Consider the following 23,939-nt stretch of genomic DNA (forward strand, 5'->3'; position numbering starts at 1 on the left):
GATGAGCGGGATGAGCGAGAGCGGGATGAACGGGATGACCGGGCCGGCGGCGGCGGCACCCGTGCTGCCGAGCCGGGGCGTGCTGCGCCCGCTCGGGCTCGGCGAAGTGCGCATCACAGGAGGTTTCTGGCACGAGCGCCAGCGGGTGAACCGCGAGGCGACCTTCGCCCACATCGTGCGGCAGCTCGAGCTCGACGGCACGCTGCCCAACTTCGATGCCGCGGCGGCCGGCACGGTGGGGTCGGCGCGGCGGGGCCGCGTGTTCTCCGACTCCGACGTGTACAAGCTGCTCGAGGGGCTGGCCTGGGAGATCGGGCGCAGCGGCGACGCCGGGCTCGAGGCGGAGTTCCGGCGACTGGTGCAGCGCATCGCACGCGTGCAGGAGGCCGACGGCTACCTCTGCACGGCGTTCGGCCGCGCCGGTCAGCCCGCGCGGTGGAGCGACCTCGAGTGGGGGCACGAGCTCTACAGCCTGGGGCATCTGTTCCAGGCCGCGGTGGCCCGGGTGCGCACGCGACCGGATGCGGACGACGGGCTCGTGGGGATCGCCCGCCGCGCCGCCGATCTGGTGTGCGAGGTGTTCGGGCCGGGCGCGGGGGGCCGCGATGCGATCTGCGGGCACGCCGAGGTGGAGCTCGGACTGGCCGAGCTCGGGCGCGCGCTCGGCGAGCCGCGCTACGTCGACCAGGCCCGGGTGTTCGTGGAGCGCCACGGGCGGGGGAGTCTGGGCGAGATCGAGTGGGGGGCGTCGTACTTCCAAGACGAGCTGCCCCTGCGCGAGGCGACGGCACTGCGCGGGCACGCCGTGCGGGCGAACTACCTGGCGGCGGCGGGGGTCGACGTGGCGATCGAGCGCGACGACCCCGAATTGCTCACCGCACTGCGCCGGCAGTGGGACGAGACGGTGGCGCGGCGCACCTACCTCACGGGAGGCCAGGGCTCGCATCACCAGGACGAGGCCTTCGGCGAGGACTGGGAGCTGCCCGCCGACCGGGCCTATGCCGAGACCTGCGCCGCGATCGGCTCGACCATGTTCAGCTGGCGGCTGCTGCTCGCCACGGGCGAGGCCAAGTACGCCGACCTCATGGAGCGCACGCTGTTCAACGTGGTGGCGGCCTCGCCCTCGCGGGCGGGCACGTCGTTCTTCTACTCCAACACGCTGCACCGGCGGAAGGCCGGGGAGGCCTCGGCCGACTACTCGCTCGGGGCGTCGGACGCCTCGCGCGCGACGTGGTTCGAGGTGTCGTGCTGCCCGCCCAACATCGCGCGCACGCTGGCGTCGCTCGCGACGGTGCTCGCGACGGTCGACGACGACGGACTGCAGTTGCACCAGTACGCGACGGCCGAGGTGCGCACGACACTCGGCGACGGGCGCGTCGTCGCCGTCGACGTCGAGACGGCGTACCCGGCCGACGGGGTGGTGCGCGTGACCGTGGTGGAGGGGGCGGACGCTCCATGGACGCTGTCGTTGCGCGTGCCGGCCTGGGCTCAGGATGCGCGGGTGACGTTCGCGCGCGGGCAGCAGGTCGAGGAGTTCGCGGCGGAGCCGGGGGTGTTCGGGCTGCGGCGCGTGTTCGCGACGGGCGACGTGGTGGAGCTGCGGCTGCCGATGGTGCCGCGGTGGAGCGAGCCCGATCCGCGGATCGACGGGGTGCGGGGGAGCGTCGCGGTGGAGCGGGGGCCGCTCGTGCTCGCGCTCGAATCGGTCGACCTCGGCGCCGACGTCGACGCGGCCGTGGTCGATCCCGGTGTGCCGCTCGTCGAGCGCGACGGCCGGGTGTTCGCCGCCGTGTCGGTGCTGGAACCGCCCCCGCGGGTCTGGCCCTACGGGGAGGCGACCACCGCCGCGCCGGCGCCGGCCGCGCATCCGGTGGCCCTCGTGCCCTACTTCGACTGGGGGGAGCGCGGGCCGTCGACGATGCGGGTGTGGCTGCCTCGCATCCTGCCGCCCGTGCTGCCCGCCGTGACCCCGCATCCCGCCCCCGCACATCCGGACACCACCGACTCGACCCACACGACCAGAACCGAGGAACAACGATGACCTACACCGCGACCGTCCCCGCCTTTCTCGGCGACCGGAGGATCGGCTGGCAGGAACGCACCCACCCCGAGCCCGGCGAGGGCCAGCTGCTGCTCGCCGTGGGCGCCAACGCCATCTGCGGCACCGACCGCACGCAGTACCTCGAGGGCTCGGCCGTGGTGCCGGGGCACGAGGCTGCGGGCACGGTGATCGCCGCCGGCCCGGGCACCTCGACGCCGGTCGGCACGCGGGGCGCCGTCTTCCTCATGGACTACTGCGGGCAGTGCCGCAGCTGCCGGGTGGGCGCCACCAACCAGTGCTTCGCCAAGCGCGCCGACATGGGGTTCACCCACGACGGCGGCTACGGGCGTTACGAGCTGGTGAGCGAGAACGTGTTCTTCGCCATCACCGACGACATCGACATCGCGAACGCCACCATGCTGCTCGACGTGATGGGCACGAGTTCGCACGCGCTGCGCCGGGCCGAGCTCGTGCACAGCGACATCGAGAGCATCTACATCGCCGGAGCCGGGCCCATCGGGCTCGGGCTGCTCGTCATGAGCCGCCTGCGCTACGGGCCGGAGGTTCCGGTGCACGTGAGCGACATCTCGCCGTGGCGGCTCGAGTTCGCCGAGTCGCTCGGGGCGATCCCCGTCGACGCGACCGACCCGCGGGCGGTGCTCGGCATCCCGCAGCCCGACGTGGCGTTCGACGCCTCGGGGCGGGAGTCGGCCAGGCGGCTGGCGCTCGACATCCTCGGCAAACGAGGGGCGCTGCTGTGCCTCGGGCACGGGGAGGGGCTGACGCTCAACGTGGTGGGCGATCTGCTGCAGCCCGAGCACGCGGTGCTCGGCAGCGAGTACTTCCGGTTCGACGAGTTCGGCGACAACCTCGCACTGCTGCAGCAGCACCAGGAGTACATCTCGCGCGTGATCACGCACCGGTACCCGGTGAGCGAGATCGAAGAGGCGTTCGCGCGGTTCTTCTCGGGGGAGTCGGGCAAGGTCGTGGTGGTGCAGGAGGGGGTGCTGTGATCGGCGGAGTGCGGGATGCGGATGGTGCGGGTGCGCCGGATGCGGGTGGTGCGGGTGCGCCGGATGCGAGCGGTCCGCCGCCGCTGAAGGTGGCGGTGGTGGGGGCGGGCGACTGGGGCCGCCAGCACGCCCGCGTGTTCAGTGCGCGAGACGACACCACCGTCGCCGCCGTGGTCGGCCGCACCCCGGAGCGCACCCGCGAGCGGGCCGAGCGCTACGGGGCGGCGGCGTACACCGACCTCGAGCGGATGCTCGACGAGGTGCGGCCCGACCTCGTGAGCGTGTGCCTGCCCAACGAGGGGCACTTCGAGCCGACGCTGCAGCTCATCCGGGCCGGGGTGCCGCTGTTCGTCGAGAAGCCGCTCGTGTTCCACCTCGGCGAGGCCGACGAGCTGATCGCCGAGGCCGAGGCGCGCGATCTCTTCTTCGCGATCAACTTCAACCACCGCTACGCCGAGCCGGTGGTGCGGGCCAAGGCCCTCATCGACGCGGGGGAGCTCGGTGAGGCGGTGTTCGCATCCTGGAGGTTCGGGGGCGAGGTCATCCCCGGCGGGCCCGAGCACGCGGGGCTCATCGAGACCCAGTGCCACGGGCTCGACATGCTCGAGCACCTGGTGGGGCCGATCGCCTCGGTGAGCGCCGAGATGACCAACCGCTCCCACGGCACCTACACCACGCTCGCACTCGCGCTGTCGTTCGCGAACGGGGCGGTGGGCACTTTCCTCGGCAGCTACGACTCGTCGTACGCCTACCCCGACACGCAGCGCATCGAGGTGAACGGCACGCTCGGCCGGGTGGTGGTGCACGACACGGTTGGCTCGCTGTCGTTCTCGCGCGCCGGCGACGAGGTGGAGCAGCGCTGGCGCGCCGGCTACTTCAACGACGAGGCGCGGTACTTCGCGGGCACCTTCGACCGGCACGCCGAGCACGTGGTGCGGGCCCTGCGGGCCGGCGACCCGCCGCCCGTGCACGCGCGGGCGGGGCGGCGGGCGCTGGCGCTGGCGTTCGCGGCGATCGAGTCGCTCGAGACGGGGCGGCGGGTCGCGACCGGGTGAGCCTCCGCGCCGTGGACCGGTCCCGGCCGTCGGCCCTCCTCCGCGCTGCGCGCCGCGCGCCGCGTCACGCGGCGGTGCCGGCCAGGAGCACGGCGTCGAGGGCGAGCCAGGTGAGCACCACCGCGATCGTGGTCCAGATCGCGATGGCGACCGCCTGCCACAGCAGCACCCAGCCGCGCGGGGTGCCCGAGGCGACGAGGATCGCCGAGGTGAACTGGGTCGGGATGGCGAGCGGACCCAGGATGCTCGCCCCCGGCACGCCGAAGCGCACGAGCCAGCGACCGAAGCGCTGACGGCCCTTCGACGGCGGTTTCGTGGGGCGCGGCGCCCGGCGTGCGGTCACCGCCGTGCGGGCCCGGGAGCCCACCAGCACCACGATCAGGACGGCCGCGAAGTTGCCCGCGGCGGCGGCGATCCCCGCGACGATCGGGTTGAGGCCGCCGATGATGCCGATCATCGACGCCACCTCGCCCTCGACGAAGGGCACGGCGCCGGCCAGCATCACGATGAAGGGCTGGAGCAGTGCGGGAACCTGGGCGACCAGGTCTTGGAAGCCGAGCACGATGTTCTCGACGGGATTCATGGGGATTCTCCTTAGCGGTGCGAGGCGCGGTGCCTCGACAGCGTCCAGTAGAAACCATGTTCTTAGAACAGGGTCAAGCGCCGTTCTCACGCTCAGAGCGAACGATCTCGGCGGCGAGGATGCTCGCCCGCGCCAGCACGTCGAGCTGGGCCGGGTTGTAGAGCTCGACGACGGCCGCCACGATCGCCCGCTGTGTGGTGCCGACGCTCTTGGAGAGCCGCGATTCCGGCTCGCTCAGCCAGGGGAAGTCGCGGAGGTTCTGCGCCAGCGTCGGCACGAGCAGGTCGACGAGCCGCTGCCGGGCGGCGTCGTCGGCATCGGCGGGGAGGGCGTCGATCTCGCGGTTCACGGGGTCGTCGTCGGTCTCCACCATCGCCCGCACGTCGGCCAGGGCCTCGGCGTCGTAGAGCTGGGAGTAGATGTGGATCATCGAGCTGTCGGCGCTCGACAGCCGGGAGGCGACGGCCTCGAACCCGGCCGGCACGTCGGCCGGGGCGTGGTCGCGGAGGATCGCCGCGATGCCCTCGCGCGCCTGCTGCAGCCGTTCGATGCTGGCCGCGAGCTCGCGATCGAGCGCGAGCAGCGCATCCGTCGCACCGCCCTCACCGGGTGCGTCGCCGGGAGTGCTCACCGCCTCGATCTGTGCGAGCGGGACGCCGAGGGCGGCGAGGCGCCGGATGCGGAGGAGGGTGACGAGGTGGTGCACCTGGTACTGCTTGTAGCCGTTGTCTTCGCGCTCGGGCTGGTCGAGGAGTCCGAGGCGGTGGTAGTACCGCACGGTGTTGACGGTGGTGCCGGCCAGCTCGGCGAGTTCGCGGGTGCTCCAGGCCATGGCGAGGTGCGTCTCAGTCGCGGGGTGCGCGGAGCGCCGGGAGGAGGACATGGTCGACGAGGGCGGCGACGGTCTCGGGCTCGAGGGAGCGCTGCCGGAGCGTGACGCTGCCGAAGGCCGCGGTGGGCACGATGTTCGCGATGAGGTCGACCGGGGTGTCGGGGGCGACCTCGCCGCGCTCGATCCAGCGGGCGATGACAGCGGAGAGGGTGGCGACGGGTGGGCCGCCGATGGTGCGGTAGGCGACCTCGCGCAGGGCGGCGTTGCGGCCGATCTCGGCCAGCAGGCTCGCGAGCACGGCGCCGTCGCGCGAGTCGTCGCCGGAGAAGTGGAGCGCTGCGGCGAGCAGGTCGCCGCGCAGCTCGCCGGTGTCGGGCATCGTCGCCGGAACCTGGACGGCGTGCACGGCGGCCACGACGAGATCCTCCTTCGTGGGCCAGCGGCGGTAGATGGCCGACTTGCCGCAATGGGCGCGCGCGGCGACGGCGGCGATGGTGGTGCCCTGGTAGCCGGTCTCGACGAGGAGGTCTTGGGTGGCGGTGAGGATGCCGCGCTCCACCTCGGGGTCGCGCGGCCGGCCCGCGGACCTGGGGGAGTCGAGGAGTTCCACGAGAGGCATTGTACCTTTCGGTACCGCGAGGTACCGTTATGCATAACGGTTCTTATTGGAACCGTATTACCGCCCGTTCGCGCTCTCTCGATCCGACCAAGGAGTTGTCATGACCTCGTCCGTCCTCACCGAGACCACCGCGTCTCGTTCCCGGCTCCGCACCGTCCTCATCCTCGCCGCAGCGGTGGTGGCCGCCGTGGCGGTCAACACGCTGATCTCCGCCGTGGCCGCGGCGTCGGGCGCCCCGTCCGACTACGGGCCGCTGACCTTCCCGGCCTTCACGCTCTTCACCGTCATCGGAGTGGTGGTGGGGTGGGTCGGCTGGAGCCTCGTGCAGCGGCGTGCCCGCCACCCGCGGCGGGTGCTCACGGTGCTGGTGCCCGTCGTGGTGGTGCTGTCACTGGTGCCGAACGTGCTGCTGCTCGCGATCGGGTTCATCCCGGGCACCACGGTCGCGGGGGTGGTGGCGCTCATGCTCATGCACGTGGTGGTGGCCGCCGTCGCCGTGCCGGCGTACGCGCTCGCGTCGCGCGGCGCAGCCCGCAGTTCTGCATAGGATTCCGGGGGTGCATCCACATTATGTCGATGCACCCCCGGAATCCTATGCAGAACCGTGGTCGGGCGGCCGCCGGGTACGATTCTGGGCACGGAGGTGAGCTCATGCCCGTTCGGAGTGCCGGGATTCTGCCGTTCCGGAGGCGGGAGGGCGGCCTCGAGGTGCTGCTCGGGCACATGGGTGGTCCGTTCTGGGCGGCGAAGGACGCCCGCGCCTGGTCGGTGGTGAAGGGTCTCGTCGAGGAGGGCGAGGGCGACCTCGCGGCGGCATTGCGGGAGTACGCCGAGGAGACGGGCAGCGCGCTCCCCGCCGCGGTCGCCGCCGGGTGCCGGCCGCTCGGGGAGTTCCGGCAGCCCTCGGGCAAGCGGATCGTGGTGTTCGCGGTCGAGCTCGACGAGGTGCCCCCGCTGCGGGCGGGCGGTGCGGGCAGCACGTTCGAGCTGGAGTGGCCGCCGCGGTCGGGGCGCACGCAGAGCTTTCCCGAGATCGATCGGCTCGAATGGTTCGGGCGCGAGGCCGCCGCCGAGAAGATGGTGAAGGGCCAGCTGCCGATCCTCGACGCGCTAGCCTGACGGGATGCCCTCCGCCCGATCGCGTCTCGCCCTCTCAGCCGCTGCGGCGATCGCCGCTATCGCCCTCGCCTCGTGCTCGGCGCCCGCGCCGACGCTCTCGGCGACCGCGACAGCCGCGCCGTCGAGCACGCCCACCGGGCCCGCCGTCGACTTCGCGCCCGTGCTGCGGCTGGTGATCGAGCGGCTCGACCTGGCGCCCGAGGTCGCGGCGTCGAAGTACTTCAGCGGGCAGCCCGTCACCGACGCCGCCCGCGAGCAGGCGGTGCTCGACGCGGCCTCCGCCGCCGCGACCGAGGCAGGGGCCGACCCGGCCTACGTCGTCGCCGTCTTCGCCGACCAGATCGCCGCGAGCAAAGAGGTGCAGGAGTCGCTGCTCGCGCAGTGGGCCGCCGGCGAGTCCGCGGCACCGGCCGAGGCGCCCGACCTCGCCACGGAGGTGCGGCCCGTGCTCGACCGCATCACGACCGAGCTCGTGCCGGCGCTCGCCGCGACCGCGCCGTTCGCGGCCGACCCCGGATGCGGGGCGGCGCTCGCCGACGACACCGCCGAGGTGCTCGCCGCGAGCGCCCTCACGAGCGAGGTCGCGGCCGCCGTGGCGACCGCGACCTCGAGTCTCTGCGACTGACGGAGGGCGACGCCCCTACGCGTCCTCTTTGAGGTATTGGTAGGGGTTCGTGAGGATCTCGACCTCGGGGATCTCGGGGTTCATGCCCGCCTTCCAGGTGGCGTCGCCGAGCTCCGACTGCAGGTAGGAGACCGTGTCCTCGAGCTTGCGTCGCACATCCGGCAGCGACCCACCGGTGAGCTTGCCGTCGAACTTCACGGCCTCGCCCCCCACGAGCACCGTGTGCACGTCGCCGCGGCCGGCCTGGTAGACCACGTGGCCGTAGGGGTTGACGATCGGCGTCATGGTGGGGGAGTCGTCGTTCTTCACGAGCACGATGTCGGCGAGCTTGCCCTTCTCGAGGCTGCCGATCTGGTCGAACTTGCCGAGCGCCTTGGCGCCACCGCGGGTCGCCCAGTCCACCACGTCCTCCACCCGCAGCATCGCGTGGGTGACGGTGTCGCCGTGCTCGTGGGCGTGCAGGTGCTCGAGCGAGCGGTCGGCGCCGATGGTGGTGCGCATCGCCGAGAACATGTCGGCGCTGAACCACACGCTGGTGTCGACCGAGAGCGAGGCCTGGATGCCGTGGCGGCGCAGTGCGTGCGCCGGCGGGTAGCCCTGGCCGCAGGTCTGCTCGCTCTCGGTGGAGAGCGAGACGGTGCCGCCGGTGCCCGCGATCATCTGGTACGACTCGTCGCTCAGGGTGGCCGCGTGCACGTAGACCGTGCCCGGGTCCATCACCTTGTGCTCGTACATGCGCTGGATGCCGGTGTCGTTGGTGGCTCCCCACACGCCGGCGTGGGTGGTGACGCCCACGCCGAGCTCGCGGGCGGTCTCGAAGGCGGCGCGCTCGGGGAAGGACTCCTCGGCGGCCGGCACGTCGAACGCGAGCTGCGCGCCGAACAGCCGCGAGTCGTCGCGGGCGCGCTCGACCAGGCGGCGCACCTCCGGGTCCTGCGTCCACTCCCAGGGGGCGGCGGCGAGGTTGCCGTAGGCCAGCACGAAGCGGCCCGGCGAGCCGGCCAGCGCCTCGAGGGCTGCCTCACCGTGCTCGGGGGTGCGCAGGCCGTGCGACCAGTCGACGCTCGTGGTGACGCCCGACTCCACGGCGTCGAGCGCCGAGATGAGGTTGCCCGCCGCGACGTCCTGGGGGCGGAACTTCATGCCGTGCTCGAGGTAGTACCAGACGAAGTACTGCGTGAGGGTCCAGTCGGCGCCGTAGCCGCGCATGGCGGTCTGCCACATGTGCCGGTGGGTGTCGACCATGCCCGGCAGCAGGATGCCGCCCGACGCGTCGATCTCGAAGGCCCCGTCGGGTGCGGCCAGGCCGGTGCCGACCTCGGCGATCCTCCCGTCGACGACCAGCACGTCGCCGCGCGGGATGACCGTGTGGGCGTCGTCCATCGTCAGCACGATGCCGTTGCGGAACACGATCGGCTGGCCGGGTTGCGGCTTCGGGGTGTCGGTCATGGGTGCGCTCATCCTCCTTGACTTGCGTTTCACTCGTGCGCTCAGATTAAGCGGTGCTGCACGCCTTGTCCAGTGAGACTTGGCTATATTGTCTGACAATAGTGCGGTGATAAATGGTTATACTAGCTAAAACCACTGGGCGCGAAGAAGGGCTGGGTCAGAGTTGAGCGACAAGACGATCGTCGTCGTCGGAGGTACCTCCGGTATCGGTGTGGAGATCGCGAAGGACTGCATCGCCCGGGGCGACCGCGTGGTCATCACGGGGCGCGACCAGGCCCGCACCGAGGAGATCGCCGCCTCCCTCGGCCCCGCGGCCTCGGGTGTGGCGCTCGACATCTCCGAACCGCGCACGATCGCCGGCCAGCTCGCCTCGATCGGCCCGGTGAACGGGCTCGTGCTGGCCGCCATCGAGCGCGACCAGAACACCATCCGCGACTACGACATCGAGCGCGCCATCCGCCTCGTCACCCTCAAGCTCGTGGGCTACACCGAGACCGTCCACGCGCTGCTCGACCGCCTCGACCCCTCGGTCGACACCGGCATCGTGCTCTTCGGCGGCCGGGCGAAAGACCTGCCCTACCCGGGCTCCACCACCGTCTCCTCCATCAACGGCGGCGTCATGGGCCTGCTCAACACCCTGGCCCTCGAACTCGCACCCATCCGGGTGAACGCACTGCACCCCGGCATCATCGGCGACAGCCCGTTCTGGGCGAACAAGCCCGAGGGCGTGCTCGACGCCTACGAGAGCCGCACGCCGGGCGGCAAGCTCGCCACCATGGCCGACGTCGTCGACGCCACGCAGTTCCTGCTGCGCAACCGCGGCGTGTCGGCCGTCAACCTCTACGTCGACCGCGGATGGGCCATCACCTGACCCCACCCCGGTGCGGGCGCGGCTCGACGCGGGCGCATCCAGACCCCGGCCCCGGGCATCCCGCCCCTCGCCGGAGCACGACTTTCAACGACGAAAGGAACACGCGATGACTGCAACCCAGCCGGTCGGAGTGGGCGAGCTCCACGACGACCCCGCAGAACTCGAGGCGCGACTCGTGGCCACGGCCAGGGGGATGCGCGACGAGATCATCTCCTACTCCGCCGAGGGGCAGGAGATCACCCACATCCCCGAGGGGCTGCACCGCCGGTTCGAGGAGGAGGGGTTCTACCGCCTCTACATCCCGCGGGCGCACGGCGGGCTCGAGGTGCCGCCGGTGACCTTCTTCAAGGTGGTGCAGGAGATCGCGCGGGCCGACATGGGCATCGCCTGGAGCTTCTGCCTCTCGGCCAACCACGCGCTCATGTTCGCCAACTGGTTCCCCGAGGAGATCCACGCCGAGGTCTACGACGGCGGCGACTTCAGGGCCGCCTCGATGTACGCGCCCACCGTGAAGGCCACCCCGGTCGACGGCGGGTACCAGCTCGACGGCGTGGTGAACTACTGCTCGGGCATCCCGTGGTCGACCTACTTCCTCGGCCAGTGCATGCTGCCGGGCAAGGCCGAGAACGGCGGCCCGCGGGTGGGGCTGTACATCGCTCCGAAGTCGACCTTCGAGATCCTCGACGACTGGGGCAACACCATCGGGCTGAACTCCTCGGGATCCAACAGCATCCGCTTCGACGGGGCATTCCTGCCCGCGCGGTTCATGGTGGAGGACGCCAACCTCATCGACTACGGCTTCGACGGCGACAGCCCGGGTTCGCGCGCCTACGGCAACTCCATGTACTCGGCGCGGCACATGAGCTCGTTCGGGCTCGCGCTCGCGGTGCTCTGCCTGGGCGGAGCCTACGCCGCGCTCGACGAGTACGAGTCGCTCATGACCACGCGCAAGACCACCATCCCACCGTTCGTGCTGCGGAGCCAGGACCCCGACTTCCTGCGCTACTTCGGCGGGGCGATCGCGAAGCTCGCCACCGCCGAGGCCGCCACCTACAAGGCGCTCGAGATGTGGCAGGACGCCGCGCGCGACAACGTGGCCGGGGTCGCGTCGTTCAGCGACCAGACGGATGCGCTGCTCGGCGCGATCGGGCGCGAGGTCATCATCCAGGTGTGGGAGGTCGTGGAGCGCGACCTCTACCGCACCGTCGGCGCCTCGGCCTCGAAGAAGGGCGAGCGGTTCGAACTGATCTTCCGCGACATGGCGCAGGCCGCCGGGCACCGCAATCCGCAGCTGCGGGATGCGACGTTCCAGATGATCGCGCGTCAAGCGCTGGCGGACGCGTGAGCGCCGAGGTGGCGGCCGGAGCGGTCGCCGCGCCCGAGGCCCCCGCCGCCCCGGCCGCGCTCCCCGAGGAGTTCGCGCACTACCCGCTGCGCACCACCCGCCGCGGGCACTTCTGGATCGCCGGCGAGCGGGTGCCCGGCGAGCGCGGCACCGTGCAGCGCGCCCCGCTCTTCGTGGAGTGGGAGGCTCCCGCCGAGATCACCCGCCCCTACCCGATCGTGCTCGTGCACGGCGGCGGCGGGCAGATCACCGACTGGCGCGGTACGCCCGACGGCCGGCCCGGCTGGGCCGACCTCTTCGTCGACGCCGGCTACCTCGTGTACCTCGTCGACCGGCCGGCCCACGGGCGCTCCTGGGCGCATCCGGAGGTCGTCGGCGAGCCGGGTGCGCAGTTCAGCTACGAGATGGCCATCGGGCTGTTCGACACCGAGATCCCGGGGCACGACCAGTCGCTGTGGAGCGGGGGCATCGGCGACCCGATGCTCGACCAGCTCACCGCCGGCATGGGGTTCCTCCCCGCCGACCTCGCCGAGTCGCACCGCATGGACCAGGACCGCATCAGCCGCCTGCTCGATCGCATCGGCCCCGCCGTGCTCGTGACGCACTCGGCGGGCGGCCCGTCGGGCTGGCTGGTGGCGGATGCGCGGCCCGGCCTCGTGAAGGCGCACGTGGCCATCGAACCGATGGGCCCGCCGTTCCACGAGTTCGGACCGGGGGTGCGGCTGGACTGGGGCATCGCCGCCGCGCCGCTCACCTACGATCCGCCGGTGACCGACCCGGCCGAGCTCGAGGCGTCGCCGGGAGAGCACCGGCTGCCGGCGCTCGAGGGGCTGCCCGTGGTGGTCGTGGTGGGGGAGACCTCGCCGTTCACGGCCTGGGCGCCGCTCATGGTGGAGTACGTCAACGCGGCCGGGGGGAGCGCCGAGTTCCTGAACCTCGGCGACCACGGCGTGCACGGCAACGGTCACGCCATGATGCTGGAGCGCAACTCCGACGCCGCGGTCGTGCCCATCCTCGACTGGATCGCGCGCATCCGCTGACCGGGCGGAAGCGCCCGCACACGACAGCGCCCGCACCCCTTGAGGGGAGTGCGGGCGCTGTTCTGCGTGCGACGCCGGGTGCGTGGGGATGTGCGGCGCGCTGGACGCCTGCGTCACATCGTGAGCGGCTGGCCGAGCAGCACCCGGCCGAGCGACGCGAGCAGCACGTCGTGCTGGGCTCCGATGTGGGTGCGGTACATCGCGGCGTCGAGGTAGTACTTGCCCATGCGGGTTCCGGCGAGGGCGGCCGAACTGGTGCCGGCCGTGGTGAACGCGACCTCGATGGCCTCCTGGGCGAGGCGCGCGGCCTGCACGATCTGGCCGCGGATGCGCACGTCGTCCTTCGTGGTGAACTCCGGCCCGCCGTCGACCCAGGCCTGGTTGAGCCGCTCGAACTCGCGCACCGCGGCGAGCAGCAGCTGCTGCGAGGCCTCGGCGAGCGACACCACCTTGCCGTACCAGAGCTGGTACTCGGGCGATTCGCTGCGCGGGATGCGCGGGGGAAAGCTCGAGCCGCGCGCCATGAGACGCTCGTACTCGTCCAGGCAGGCCAGCGCGCATCCGACCATCGTCTGGGTGAGACCCGCGATGAAGATGGACGAGGTGCGGCCGAGGTAGAGCGCGTTGCCGTGCAGCCGGTAGCCCGGCGTGCCCTCGGAGCCCCACTCGATGTCCTTGAAGTCGAACGGCACCGCGTTGTAGGCGGGCACGAACGCGTCGTCGATCTCGATGGAGTTCGAGCTCGACGCGTGCAGGCCGATGGTGCGGCCCTCGCCCCAGTCGTCGATGATGGTGAAGTCCTCGCGGGGGAGGATGAACATGTACGGCAGCTTCGAGCCGTCGGGCTGCTCGACGAAGGCGACCGGCATGAAGTGGGTGCTGAACGTGCATCCGCTGTTGTAGTCCCAGCGGCCGGTGAGGCGGTAGCCGCCCTCCGCCGGGGTGACGGTCGCCTTCTGCGGAAAGGCGCGCGAGGCCGAGACGAACGGATGCGCGGCGAAGGCCTCCTCCTGCGAGCGCTCGGGGAAGTGGCTGGCGAACTGGTAGGCGTGGCTCGAGCCGAGCTCCCACGACCAGCCGACGCCGGGGTCGCCGCGCGAGATCTCGATCGCGACGCGGAAGTAGGTCTCGAGACCGAGCTCGAGCCCGCCGTAGCGCTTCGGGCGGAGGATGTCGTAGAGCCGCCCGGCGATGAACGCCTCGTGGATCTCGGCGGAGTAGGTGCCGAGCTTCGCGTGCTCGGGCTGCAGGTCGCGGAGCCGGTCGCGGAGGCCTCTGGCGTACTCGACGAGCTCGTCGGGCGTGGGGCTCGTGGTGAGCGGGGGATCCTGCAGAAGGGACATGGGTGGTTCTCCGAATCGCGTCGTTGCGGTGGTCGGGGCGGTGGTGGTTGCGGCTGTCGCGGCAACGGTAATTATAGTAACTATAACTATATAGATCGCCCGGTGAGCCTGCAAGCGATCCGCACGGGGGCGGGGATACACTCGTGCAATGACCGGCACCCGGCCCCGCGACGAGCTCCTGGGCGAGCTCGGCGAGCGCGTGATCGACTCGTTCCGCTACCTGCAGCGGGAGGTGACCGTGCCGCATCCGGGGCTCATCCACGTGACGCGGTCGGAGGCCGACATCATGCGCATCATCATGGAGGAGCCCGGCACCACCGTCACCGAGATCGCACGGGCGTTCGGGCAGCACAAGAGCAACACGAGCGCGCGGATCGCGGCGCTGGTGGAGAAGGGGCTCGCCGAGAAGGGCACCGCCGAGGGCGACGGGCGCGAGGTGCGGGTGTACGCGACGAAGCAGGCCGTGGCGAATCTGGCGGGGTACCGGAGGGTGTGGGCGGAGCACCTGGCGCCGCTGTCGAGCGCCGACGACACGCGGCTGCAGGTGGCGGTGGAGGTGCTCGGCGAGATCGCGGAGGCGCTCGCCGCCGAGTCGCGGCGGGGCGCACCGCAGCAGGCTGACTCAGGGGTGTAGCACGCCCGTGAGGTCGTCGAGCGCGAGCGAGCGGCGGGCGACGGTGTCGATCTCGTCGAGGCGGTAGTCGCGTCCGAGGAACGGGGTGGGGTCGAGCTCGCCCGAGGCGAGCAGCGCCATCCACCGCGGCAGATCGACGTCGGGCGTCATCTGACCGTTCTGGCAGCCGAGCAGGCGCTTGCCGTGCACGGTGAGCTGCAGCTGGGGCAGCGGCACCTCCGTGGCGGAGTGCGCCACCCCCGCGAGCACCACGGTACCGGCGCGGCGCGCCATCTCGACCGCCTGCCGGGTGGCCAGGGCAGGGCCGGCGGCCTCGATCACGACGTCGGCGCCGCGGCCTTCGGTGAGCGCCCGCACGTGCTCGACGGGATCGCCCCGGAAGGCGTCGACGAGCGCGGTCGCGCCCAGCCGCCCGGCGAGCGCACGCCGTGCCGGGTGCCCGTCGACCGCGATGATGCTCCCCGCACCCGCCAGGCGGGCGCCCTGCACGGCCCAGAGCCCCAGATGCCCGAGACCGACCACCGCGACCGACTGTCCCGGCTGCACCTCGGCGATCGTGAACACGGCGCCCAGCGCGGTGGAGATGCCGCAGCCCAGCAGGCACGCCACCTCGTCGCCGAGCTCGTCGGGCAGGCGGTGCACCTGGATGCGGTCGACGAGCAGGTGCTCGGCATACGCCCCGACGCGGCCGGCCGCCCGCACGGGCCGGCCGTCGGGCAGGGCGCCCACCACGGGGTCGCCGCCCTCGAGCAGCACCGAGCACTGGTCGGGCCGACCGATGCCGCAATAGAAGCACTCGCCGCACTGCGGCGTGCCCGCCACGAGCACCCGGGTGCCCGCTGCGAGATCGGTGACGCCCGCACCGACGGAGCCGACCACGCCCACGGCGGTGTGGCCCAGGATGACGGGCGGCACCTTGCGCCGCATGGCGCGCCACCCCATCCAGTCGGTGGAGCAGAACGGGGCGGCGGTCATGCGCACCACGAGCTGCCCCGGCCCGGGGCCGGAGAGCTCCACCTCGCCGACGTGGAACGGGCTCTCGAACTCGGTGAGCACCGCCGCCCGGGCGCGCACGCTCAGTGCGATCCGTGGATGAGGCGCGCCACGTGCCCGCGCAGCTGGATGAACTCGGGGTCCTCCCGCGTGGTGATCTGGTCGCGCGGTTCGGCGAGCACCACGCGGATGTCCTCCACGAGCGTCGCCGGCGGCCGCGAGAGCACGAGCACGCGGTCGGCGAGGTACACGCTCTCGTCGATGTCATGGGTGACGAACAGGATGGTCATCTCGTAGCGGTCGCGGATGCTCAGCACGAGGTCTTCGAGTCCCTCGCGGGTCTGCGCGTCGACGGAGGCGAACGGTTCGTCCATGAGCAGCAGCTTCGGCCGGTAGGCCAGCGCCCGCGCGATCGCGACGCGCTGCTGCATGCCGCCGGAGAGCTGCCAGGGGTAGCGCTTCTCGAAGCCCTTCAGCCCCACGGCCTCGAGGGCTTCCGCCACGATCGCGCGGCGCTCGGGCTTGGGCACGTGATGGCTGCCGGCGAGCGGGAACGCCACGTTCCGCTCCACGGAGAGCCACGGCAGCAGCGAGCGGCTGTAATCCTGGAAGACCATCGCCATGCCCTCGGGCACCCCGGTGTTGCGCACGCCGTTCACCCACACCGCCCCTTCCGTGGGCTGCAGCAGCCCGGCGAGCGTGCGGAGCAGCGTGGTCTTGCCCGCGCCCGAGGGGCCCACGATGGAGACGAACTCCTTCGGCTGCACCGAGAACGCGAGGTCGCGGATGGCGTGGTGGGCGCTGTCGCCGCGCCCGTAGGTGTGCGAGACGTGGTCGACGAGCACCGCGGCGGTGGCGACGCCGGCGGCCGGCCCACCGGACGCGGAGGCGGCGCCGGCGGACGAACGGGAGAGGGAGGTGTCGGTCATGCTGGCCCCTTTCAGAGCTTCTGCCGAGACAGGCGGTGCCACGACAGCGTGCGCCGCTCGATGAGGTCGAGGAGGGTGTTGAGGAGGAGTCCGAGCAGCGCCAGTGCGAGCATCCACGACCACATGTCGAGCAGCTGGAACCGCCCTTGCGCCTGGATGAGCTGGAACCCGATGCCGTTCGTGGCGAGGATGAACTCCGACACGATCGCGAGCAGCAGCGCCGCCGTGCTCGCGATGCGGAGCCCCGCGAAGATCTTGGGGCTCGCGGCCGGCAGCACGATGGAGAACAGCCGCCGCGCGGGCGAGACGCGGAACACGCGCCCCACGTCGAGCAGCGTGCGGTGGATCGACCCCACGCCGGAGGCTGTGTTGATGAGCACGAACCACGAGACGCCGTAGGCGATGAAGATCACCCGCATGTCGTCTCCGCCGCCGAGCAGGATGATGAACAGCGGCAGCGTGGCCGTGGCCGGGATCGATCGCAGGAACTCCACGATCGGCGTGACGGTCTCGCGCGAGGCCCGGCTGAGCCCCATCGCGGTGCCCACCACCACGCCCCAGGCCGCGCCGATGGCGTAGCCCGCGAGCATCCGCCCGACCGTGGTGAGGAAGTCGCCCGTGAACACCGGGGTGACGATCTGACCGCCCCCGAACAGCAGCCCCACCAGGTTCTCGGCGATCGCGATCGGCGGGGGGAAGAACGGGGACGGGTTCGCCGTGGTCGCCAGCTGCCAGAGCACCACGATCACGGCGAGCGGCACCACGAAGTAGGCCACGCTCACGAGGGCGCTGCGGGCGTGCCGTGCTCCCGCCCGGTCTCCGGATGCGCGGGGTGCGCGGCCCGCGGACGCGGCGCCGGCAGGGAGGGTCGCGGCCATCAGCTCATCTCCCTCGTGGTCGAGTCCCAACTGAACCAGCGTCGCTCCACCCAGCCGATGACGAGGTTGATGACGAGGCCGAGCAGCCCCGCCGTCACGGTCGCGGCGAGCACCGCGAGGTAGGACTCGGCGTCGCTGAAGGCACGCTCCCGCGAGATGAACGCTCCGATGCCCTGGGCGCCGCCCGCGATGAGCTCGACGGTGATCACCACGATGAGCGCGATCGACGAGGCGATGCGGATGCCCGTCATCACGAACGGGGCGGCCGACGGCAGCACCACGCGGCGCACGACGCCGAAGCGGCCGACGCCGAAGCTGCGCGCCATCTCCTTGGCGTAGGGGTCGACGTCGTGCACGCCGTAGAGCGTGTTGAACATGATGGGCCACACCGCGGCGAACACCACGATGACGAGCTTCATCTCGAGCCCGGCGCCGAGCACGAGCAGCACCAGCGGCACCAGGGCGACGGGCGGGATGGGCCGCATCAGCTCGATGACGGCGCGCGCGGCCCGGTAGGCCGGCCCGAACAGCCCGAGCACCATGCCGAGCGGGATCGCGATCGCCGCCGCGATGAGCATGCCGTAGAGGTAGGTGAGGAGGGTCGCGAGCACGTCGGCCCGGAAGTCGGCCTCGCCCCAGAGCAGCACCGACTTGGTGAGCACGCTCGAGAACGGGGGGAGGAAGGCCGGGTTCACCAGGCCGGAGCGCGACACGATCTCGAGCACCAGCGCGAGGCCCACCACGCCGGCGAGCCCCCGCCAGAGCGCGGTGCGCCGCGGCGACCGCCGGGCGCGCGGTGCGCGCCCGGGCGGTGCGGCGATCGAGGGCTGCACGGCGAACGCCACCGTCAGCAGCTCTCGGGCGCCGGCAGCACGTGCGCCGAGAAGTCGAACTCCTCGTCGAGCCTGCCGCTGGAGAAGTACACGTCGGCGTTGCGCTGGATCTCGTCGAGCCGGTTCTCGCTCTGGTAGTTCAGCATGACCTCGGCGGCGGCGACCGCCTCGGGGGCCCCGAGGAAGGCCGAGAACTGCTGCTCGAACAGCGCGCGGTCGGCGGCGATGGCGCCCTGCGCGGCGAACAGAGAGCACTGGATGGCGGCGACGGTGTTGGGGTTCTGCTCCACGAACTCGCGCGAGGCGACCCAGCCCGACTCGGCCATGCCCTCGTACTCGCCCGAGCCGTAGTCGAACACGTTCACACTGCCGAGCGCCCGCACCGCGGCGAGCGTGGGCCCGACGGCGCTGGAGGCGTCGACCGTGCCCTGCTCGAGCGCGGCGGCGACCTCGCCGTAGGGCAGCTCCACCCAGTTCACGGCGTCGGGGTCGAGACCCTCGGTGAGCATGGCGTCGCGCAGCTTGATGGCGTGGCTGCTGCTCAGCGAGATGACGTTGACGGTCTTGCCCTCGAGGTCGGCCAGCTCGGTGATGCCCGACGACGGGAGCGCCTCGAGCGACCCGGTGAGTGGGGTCGACGCCCAGCCCTCGGCGATGACGACGAGTTCAAGGCCCTGGTTGATAGCGTCGATGACGCCGAAGTACGAGGTGTTGGCCGCGGCGGCGTCGCCCGAGATCACCGAGGTGACGGCCACGCCGCTGTTGTCGACGAAGAAGGGCTCGATGGTGAGCCCGAACTCGGGCCCGGTCTCGTCGGCGGCGTACTGCAGGGGGATGGTGCCCGGCCCCTTGATGCCGGTGAGCGCCACCTCGGTGATCTCGGGGGCGCTGGGGTCGCCGGCGACGAAGCCGGTGTCACCCGAACCGGAGCCTGAGCCGGTGGTGGAGTCGGGGGAGGCGGAGCCTCCCGAGCAGGCGGCGAGCGAGGCGGCCAGTCCTATCGCGAGCGCCCCTCCGATCGCGGATCGCAGGGCCCGGGAGTGCTGTGGGCGTGCAGGCATGACGTCTTCCTCTCCATTGAGTCACTGATCATGTGTTTGTCAGACAATATGATGATCAGGCTGAATGGTCAAGCCGTCGGCGTGCCGCCGCTCAGTCGAACGCGGGGGACTTCTCCGCCTCGCGCAGGTGCTTCAGCGCGGTCTTGGAGGCGTTCCGCACGTGGGTGGCGCAGAGCCTCGCCGCCTCGCTCGCATCGCGCCGGTCGGCGGCGGCAGCCATCGACCGTAGCTCCTCCGCAGCCTCCTCGGCGCGGCCCGGCTCGCTCATCGAGGTGGCCCTCAGGATGCGCACCCTGGCCTGGATGCCCTCGATGATGTTCGTGAGAGCGGGGCTCCCCGCCCCCTCGATGAGCACCTCGTAGAGCTTGTCCTTGGCGTCGAGCACGACGCGGATCTCGGCCGTGCCCGCCGTCGTCACCGCGAAGTACTCCACGGCGTCGTGCAGGCGGGCGATCTGCTCGTCGGTGGCGCGCTCGACGAAGCGCTCCACCAGCACCGACTCGAGCACCGCCCTGATGTCGTAAAGGTCTTCGGCCTCGGCCAGCGACGGCGCGCTGACGATGGCTCCGCGCTGCGGCACCACGGTGACGAGCCCCTCGCTGGTGAGCTCGCGCAGCGCCTCGCGGATGGTGGTGCGCGACACGCCGAGCTGCTCGATGAGCTCCCGCTCCACCAGTCGCTGACCGGGGCGGAGTGTGAAGTCGAGGATCGCAGCCCGCAGGGCGGAGATGACCTGCTCGCGCAGCGGCGCCGCCACGCGGTCGACGTGGGCGCTCGACCAGGCCTGGGCGAGAGTGTTCGGAGCGGACATGAGACTCCCTTGCAGCGAGATGTGTGCCGATCATACAGCGGGGCTGCGCATCACGCCGGGAGGACTGCCGCTTGCGGCGGCGACTCCGATCGAGAATATACTATTGTCAGACAATCCGGGTCGGTGACGGGGTGCGAAGGCGCATCCGGCCCCTCGGAGGCAGCCGAAGGCGGCTGATCGGAAGGGCGGCACGATGACGTACGCAGGGCTCGAGGGCAAGGTCGCGATCGTGACCGGCGGTGTCGGGGGAATCGGCTCGGCGGTGGTCGAGCGGCTCTCGGCGGCGGGCGCGAAGCTCGTGATCGTCGACCTCGACGGAGACCGGGCGAAGGCCGCCGCCGACGCGCTCGACGGCGACGCGATCGGCGTGGGCGCCGACGTCTCGACCGAGGCCGGCGTCGACGCCTACCTCGAGGCCGCCGTGCAGACCTTCGGCTCGGCCGACCTGCACCACCTCAACGCCGGCATCGCCGGCCGCCCGGGCGTGCAGCTCACCGACGCCGCGGTCGACGAGTGGGATGCGGTGATGGCGGTGAATCTGCGCGGCCCGTTCCTCGGCACCCGCGGCGCCCTGCGTCACTTCGCCGAGACCGGCGGCACGGGGTCGATCGTCGTGACGGCCTCCATCGCGAGCCTGCGCGGGGCGGCCGACCTGCTCGCCTACACCACCTCGAAGCACGGAGTGGTGGGACTCGTGCACGGCGCCGCCGTCTACGCCGGCCCCATCGGGGTGCGCGTGAACGGCGTGGCGCCGGGGATCGTGCCCACCCCCATCTTCGGTGAGGCGGGCATCCAGGACATGAAGAAAAGGGCGAGCACCTCGCCGCTGCGCCGCGCCGGGGAGCCCGACGAGGTGGCGGCGGCCGTCGCCTTCCTGCTCTCCGATGACTCGTCGTACATCACCGGCGCGGTGCTCAGCGTCGACGGCGGGGCGAGCGTGCAGAACACGAACCGCTACGGCGGAGGAGCGGGGCTCTGGGACACGGCCTCGGTCGATGCCGGGCTGTTCGAGGCGTTCGCCGCGAGTCGCTGATGGAGGCGGAGTCAGATTGTCATACGATATTGACATCATACAATCTGTGAGCAAGCATGGGATGGAACCCGCACCGACGCGGGGGAGCAGTTTCGAAGGGGAAACCGCATGAACATCGTCACCGGCGTGGGGGGCTTCGTCTCCGCCGCGGTCGCCGAGCAGCTGCTGGCGGAGAGCGGGCCCTCGGGGCTCATCGTCACGAGCCGCGACGAGGCGGTGCTGGACCGCTGGCGGGCGCGCGGCGTCGACGCGCGCCGGGCGGGCTACGACGATCGCGAGGCCCTGGTGGAGGCGTTCCGCGGGGGCGACCGTCTCTTCCTCGTCTCGGCGATGGAGGCGGGCCCGAACCGCCAGCGGCAGCACCGCACCGCCGTCGAAGCCGCCGTGGAGGCGGGAGTCTCGCACGTGGTCTACACCTCCTTCATCGGCACCGAGCGCCCCGAGGTGAACTCGGTCGAGGTGGCCGACCACAAGGTCACCGAGGCCCTCATCCGCGAGAGCGGCCTCACCTGGAACTTCTTGCGCAACAACCAGTACGCGGACGCGATGGCCGAGAATCAGGCGGCCATCGCCATCACCTCGGGCCGCAGCATCGGCAACGCGGGGGACGGCCTCGTGGGGTTCGTCGCACGCTCCGACGTCGCCGCGGTCGCCGCGGCGATCATGGCCGGCGCCGGCGAACCCGACACCGCCTACGACGTCACGGGCCCCGAGCTGCTGAGCTACCGCCAGGTGGGCGAGATGATCGCCGAGCTGAGCGGCGCCACCATCGAGATCGTCGACCTCAGCGACGACGAGATGTACGCGATGTGGGACGCCCTCGGCGTGCCCCGCGACGCCTCCGGAGACTTCTCGAACTCGCCCGTGCCCTGGGCCAGCGACGGCATGGTCACCTTCGGCCGCATGATCCGCGCGGGTCACCTGGGCCGGCTGACGGATGTGGTGGAGCGGTTCACGGGCCGGCCGCCGGTGGCGCTCCGCGACCTCATGCTCGAACGCCGCGCGGGCTGGCCGCCGGTGCCGCAGGGGGAGCCCGCATGAGCGCCGGGTCGGAGTACGAGTTCACCATCGTCAAGTACGGCACCCGGCACGGTCACCGCGCCGAGGTCTTTCTCAACTATCACGTGCACGGCCTTCCCGACAGCCCGATCGACATGGACTATTTCGTGTGGATCGCGCGGAACGCCGAGCGCACCGTGCTCTTCGACACCGGCTTCTCGCCGGCGGGCGCCGAGAACCGCAACCGCACCTTCGTGGCCGAGGTCGCCTCGGTGTATGCCGCCCTGGGCATAGACGTCGAGGCGCCGCAGACCCTCGTGGTGACGCACGCGCACTACGACCACATCGGCAACCTCGCGCTCTTCCCGAAGGCGCAGATCGTCATCGCCCAGGCCGAGCTCGACTTCTGGCTCTCGGCCATGGGCACGCGCGTCCAGTTCGCCTGGTCGACCGAGCCCGAGGAGATCGACGCGCTCCGCGCCGCTCTCGACGAAGGACGGGTGACCGCGTTCACCGGCTCCTACGAGGTGGCGCCGGGCATCGAGCTGATCGAGGTGGGCGGCCACACGCCCGGCCAGGCCATCGCACGCATCTCCACGAGCGAGGGCGAGGTGCTGCTCGCCTCCGACGCCGTGCACTACTACGAGGAGCTCGACGACGACATGCCGTTCGCCTTCGTGGCCGACCTGCCGGCGATGTACTCCGGCTTCGACCGCATCCGGGACCTGCTGGATGCGGGTGTCAGGCACCTCGTGTGCGGTCACGACCCCGGAACCCTCGACCGCTTCACCCCCGTGACCTCGGGCCCGCTCGCGGGCATCGCGGCCACCATCGGCGGGCCGGCGGACGCGCCCTCGACTCCCGCACAGACCGGAAAGGACGCCTGAGATGGCAGACCGCATCGGCTTCATCGGCCTCGGCAACATGGGCGGCCGCATGACCCGTCGCCTCGTCGACGGCGGGGTGGAGGTGCTCGGCTTCGACATGCAACGGCCCGCCGTCGAGGCGGCGGGGGCGACCCCGGCCGACTCGGCGGCGGAGGTGGCGGGCGCCAGCGACGTCGTGTTCCTCTCGCTCCCCGACAGCAAAGTGGTCGAGCGGGTGGTGCTGCAGGACGGCTCGTTCATTCCGGCACTCGCCGAGGGGGCCGTGGTGGTCGACCTCAGCACGGCCTCGCCGGCCTCGACCCAGCGCATCCAGGCCCGGCTCGCCGAGGTGGGCGTCGACTACCTCGACGCCGGCATCTCGGGCGGCGCCGCGGCGGCCGAGAAAGGCGCGCTCACCCTCATGGTGGGCGGTGACACCGAGGCGCTCGACCGGGTGCGGCCCGCGCTCGCGCATTTCGCCACGAACGTGTTCCACATGGGTGGCCCGGGCGCCGGGCACAGCACCAAGCTGCTCAACAACTTCCTCAACGCCATCAGCCTCTCCGCCACGGCCGAGGTGATGGTGGCGGCCAAGAAGGCAGGCCTCGACCTCGCCACCGTGCTCGACGTGCTGAACGCCAGCTCGGGGGTGAACTTCGCCACGCTCAACCGCTTTCCGAAGATCATCACGGGCGACTACCTCAAGGGCGGGCTCACCAACGCGCTCATGATGAAGGACGTCGTGCTCTACGTCGACCATCTGCACGAGCTCGGCGTGGCCTCGCCCAACTCCTCGGGCCCGCTCGCGAGCTTCGGTCTCGCCCAGGCCCTCGGCTACGCCGACCAGATCAGCAACACCGTCGTCGACGCGATCGGCGACGTCTCGGGCGGTGTGCGGCTGCACGACCCCGACCCGGGCTCCGCCGGCGGCGACGCCGACCGAACCACCGACACGAAGGACTGAACA

The 23,939-nt window shown here is 71.6% G+C and carries 25 protein-coding genes; 14 read left to right on the plus strand and 11 right to left on the minus strand.

The annotated features are described in order from the left end of the window. Position 1 precedes the first annotated feature (1 nt). The 3 genes from N1031_RS13575 to N1031_RS13585 are packed head-to-tail and all read left to right on the plus strand — an operon-like array spanning position 2 to position 4,109. Positions 2 to 2,041 (plus strand): glycoside hydrolase family 127 protein, encoded by a 2,040-nt coding sequence (locus tag N1031_RS13575; protein WP_259480230.1) that lies wholly within the window; start codon positions 2 to 4, stop codon positions 2,039 to 2,041. Next, positions 2,038 to 3,054, plus strand: a complete 1,017-nt coding sequence (locus N1031_RS13580; RefSeq protein WP_259480231.1) for an alcohol dehydrogenase catalytic domain-containing protein — start codon at positions 2,038 to 2,040, stop codon at positions 3,052 to 3,054. Before N1031_RS13575 ends, N1031_RS13580 begins: the two co-directional genes overlap by 4 nt. Further along, positions 3,051 to 4,109 (plus strand): Gfo/Idh/MocA family protein, encoded by a 1,059-nt coding sequence (locus tag N1031_RS13585; RefSeq protein ID WP_259480232.1) that lies wholly within the window; start codon positions 3,051 to 3,053, stop codon positions 4,107 to 4,109. The genes N1031_RS13580 and N1031_RS13585 overlap by 4 nt, the downstream gene beginning before the upstream one ends. A 64-nt stretch (positions 4,110 to 4,173) precedes the next feature. On the opposite strand, the gene N1031_RS13590 is transcribed toward N1031_RS13585, so the two are convergent. The 3 genes from N1031_RS13590 to N1031_RS13600 form a co-directional block, all read right to left on the minus strand. Next, complete coding sequence (locus N1031_RS13590) at positions 4,174 to 4,692, minus strand: small multidrug efflux protein (protein WP_259480233.1); 519 nt, start codon at positions 4,690 to 4,692, stop codon at positions 4,174 to 4,176. 73 nt (positions 4,693 to 4,765) lie between these two features. Beyond that, a complete protein-coding gene (locus N1031_RS13595; RefSeq protein ID WP_259480234.1) occupies positions 4,766 to 5,524 on the minus strand; it encodes a helix-turn-helix domain-containing protein in 759 nt (252 codons plus the stop codon). A gap of 13 nt (positions 5,525 to 5,537) precedes the next feature. Then, positions 5,538 to 6,134, minus strand: a complete 597-nt coding sequence (locus tag N1031_RS13600; RefSeq protein ID WP_259480235.1) for a TetR/AcrR family transcriptional regulator — start codon at positions 6,132 to 6,134, stop codon at positions 5,538 to 5,540. 109 nt (positions 6,135 to 6,243) lie between these two features. Here N1031_RS13600 and N1031_RS13605 point away from each other — a divergent pair, with 109 nt between their 5' ends. The 3 genes from N1031_RS13605 (at position 6,244) to aroQ (ending at position 7,887) form a co-directional block, all read left to right on the plus strand. Further along, positions 6,244 to 6,690 carry a DUF6069 family protein gene (locus tag N1031_RS13605; protein ID WP_259480236.1) on the plus strand — a complete coding sequence of 149 codons (447 nt, stop codon included), beginning with the start codon at positions 6,244 to 6,246 and terminating at the stop codon, positions 6,688 to 6,690. A 104-nt stretch (positions 6,691 to 6,794) separates the two neighbouring features. Then, on the plus strand, positions 6,795 to 7,262 hold the full coding sequence (locus N1031_RS13610) for an NUDIX hydrolase (RefSeq protein WP_259480237.1): 468 nt from the start codon (positions 6,795 to 6,797) through the stop codon (positions 7,260 to 7,262). A 4-nt stretch (positions 7,263 to 7,266) separates the two neighbouring features. Then, on the plus strand, positions 7,267 to 7,887 hold the full coding sequence (aroQ, locus tag N1031_RS13615) for a gamma subclass chorismate mutase AroQ (protein ID WP_259480238.1): 621 nt from the start codon (positions 7,267 to 7,269) through the stop codon (positions 7,885 to 7,887). A gap of 15 nt (positions 7,888 to 7,902) precedes the next feature. Here the strand turns inward: aroQ and N1031_RS13620 are convergent, their stop codons facing one another. Beyond that, the gene (locus N1031_RS13620) at positions 7,903 to 9,336 is read right to left on the minus strand and encodes an amidohydrolase family protein (RefSeq protein ID WP_259480239.1); all 1,434 of its coding nucleotides are present in this window, start codon (positions 9,334 to 9,336) and stop codon (positions 7,903 to 7,905) included. 163 nt (positions 9,337 to 9,499) lie between these two features. Between N1031_RS13620 and N1031_RS13625 the strand changes: the two genes are divergently transcribed. From N1031_RS13625 to N1031_RS13635, 3 genes are all read left to right on the plus strand, one after another. Beyond that, a complete protein-coding gene (locus N1031_RS13625) occupies positions 9,500 to 10,207 on the plus strand; it encodes an SDR family NAD(P)-dependent oxidoreductase (protein WP_259480240.1) in 708 nt (235 codons plus the stop codon). A 106-nt stretch (positions 10,208 to 10,313) separates the two neighbouring features. Further along, on the plus strand, positions 10,314 to 11,552 hold the full coding sequence (locus tag N1031_RS13630) for an acyl-CoA dehydrogenase family protein (RefSeq protein ID WP_259480241.1): 1,239 nt from the start codon (positions 10,314 to 10,316) through the stop codon (positions 11,550 to 11,552). Beyond that, positions 11,549 to 12,592, plus strand: a complete 1,044-nt coding sequence (locus N1031_RS13635) for an alpha/beta fold hydrolase (protein ID WP_259480242.1) — start codon at positions 11,549 to 11,551, stop codon at positions 12,590 to 12,592. The genes N1031_RS13630 and N1031_RS13635 overlap by 4 nt, the downstream gene beginning before the upstream one ends. 113 nt (positions 12,593 to 12,705) lie before the next feature. Here N1031_RS13635 and N1031_RS13640 read toward each other — a convergent pair whose 3' ends face one another. Then, positions 12,706 to 13,935 (minus strand): acyl-CoA dehydrogenase family protein, encoded by a 1,230-nt coding sequence (locus N1031_RS13640; protein ID WP_259480243.1) that lies wholly within the window; start codon positions 13,933 to 13,935, stop codon positions 12,706 to 12,708. A 148-nt stretch (positions 13,936 to 14,083) separates the two neighbouring features. On the opposite strand from N1031_RS13640, the gene N1031_RS13645 reads away from it, so the two are divergent. Then, on the plus strand, positions 14,084 to 14,569 hold the full coding sequence (locus tag N1031_RS13645; RefSeq protein ID WP_259480244.1) for a MarR family winged helix-turn-helix transcriptional regulator: 486 nt from the start codon (positions 14,084 to 14,086) through the stop codon (positions 14,567 to 14,569). On the opposite strand, the gene N1031_RS13650 is transcribed toward N1031_RS13645, so the two are convergent. The 6 genes from N1031_RS13650 to N1031_RS13675 all read right to left on the minus strand — a co-directional run bounded on the left by N1031_RS13650 (position 14,558) and on the right by N1031_RS13675 (position 20,074). Further along, a complete protein-coding gene (locus tag N1031_RS13650; RefSeq protein ID WP_259480245.1) occupies positions 14,558 to 15,643 on the minus strand; it encodes a zinc-binding dehydrogenase in 1,086 nt (361 codons plus the stop codon). The genes N1031_RS13645 and N1031_RS13650 overlap by 12 nt on opposite strands. Positions 15,644 to 15,645: 2 nt before the next feature. Then, positions 15,646 to 16,491 carry an ABC transporter ATP-binding protein gene (locus tag N1031_RS13655; RefSeq protein ID WP_259480246.1) on the minus strand — a complete coding sequence of 282 codons (846 nt, stop codon included), beginning with the start codon at positions 16,489 to 16,491 and terminating at the stop codon, positions 15,646 to 15,648. Positions 16,492 to 16,502: 11 nt separating this feature from the next. Next, the gene (locus tag N1031_RS13660; protein WP_259480247.1) at positions 16,503 to 17,369 is read right to left on the minus strand and encodes an ABC transporter permease; all 867 of its coding nucleotides are present in this window, start codon (positions 17,367 to 17,369) and stop codon (positions 16,503 to 16,505) included. Continuing rightward, positions 17,369 to 18,214 (minus strand): ABC transporter permease, encoded by an 846-nt coding sequence (locus tag N1031_RS13665; protein ID WP_259480248.1) that lies wholly within the window; start codon positions 18,212 to 18,214, stop codon positions 17,369 to 17,371. The genes N1031_RS13660 and N1031_RS13665 overlap by 1 nt, the downstream gene beginning before the upstream one ends. A gap of 2 nt (positions 18,215 to 18,216) precedes the next feature. Beyond that, positions 18,217 to 19,263, minus strand: coding sequence for an ABC transporter substrate-binding protein (locus N1031_RS13670; RefSeq protein ID WP_259480249.1), 1,047 nt, complete (start codon positions 19,261 to 19,263; stop codon positions 18,217 to 18,219). 91 nt (positions 19,264 to 19,354) lie between these two features. Further along, positions 19,355 to 20,074 carry a GntR family transcriptional regulator gene (locus N1031_RS13675; RefSeq protein ID WP_259480250.1) on the minus strand — a complete coding sequence of 240 codons (720 nt, stop codon included), beginning with the start codon at positions 20,072 to 20,074 and terminating at the stop codon, positions 19,355 to 19,357. A 193-nt stretch (positions 20,075 to 20,267) separates the two neighbouring features. Between N1031_RS13675 and N1031_RS13680 the strand changes: the two genes are divergently transcribed. The 4 genes from N1031_RS13680 to N1031_RS13695 all read left to right on the plus strand — a co-directional run bounded on the left by N1031_RS13680 (position 20,268) and on the right by N1031_RS13695 (position 23,936). Further along, positions 20,268 to 21,107, plus strand: a complete 840-nt coding sequence (locus N1031_RS13680; protein WP_259480251.1) for an SDR family NAD(P)-dependent oxidoreductase — start codon at positions 20,268 to 20,270, stop codon at positions 21,105 to 21,107. A gap of 108 nt (positions 21,108 to 21,215) precedes the next feature. Beyond that, entirely contained in the window at positions 21,216 to 22,148 is a 933-nt protein-coding gene (locus tag N1031_RS13685) for an NAD(P)H-binding protein (RefSeq protein WP_259480252.1), read from the plus strand. After that, positions 22,145 to 22,993, plus strand: a complete 849-nt coding sequence (locus N1031_RS13690; protein WP_259480253.1) for an N-acyl homoserine lactonase family protein — start codon at positions 22,145 to 22,147, stop codon at positions 22,991 to 22,993. Before N1031_RS13685 ends, N1031_RS13690 begins: the two co-directional genes overlap by 4 nt. A 1-nt stretch (position 22,994) precedes the next feature. Then, entirely contained in the window at positions 22,995 to 23,936 is a 942-nt protein-coding gene (locus tag N1031_RS13695) for an NAD(P)-dependent oxidoreductase (RefSeq protein ID WP_259480254.1), read from the plus strand. Positions 23,937 to 23,939: the final 3 nt, after the last annotated feature.

The organism is Herbiconiux moechotypicola (genome assembly GCF_024979255.1).
Taxonomy (GTDB): domain Bacteria; phylum Actinomycetota; class Actinomycetes; order Actinomycetales; family Microbacteriaceae; genus Herbiconiux; species Herbiconiux moechotypicola.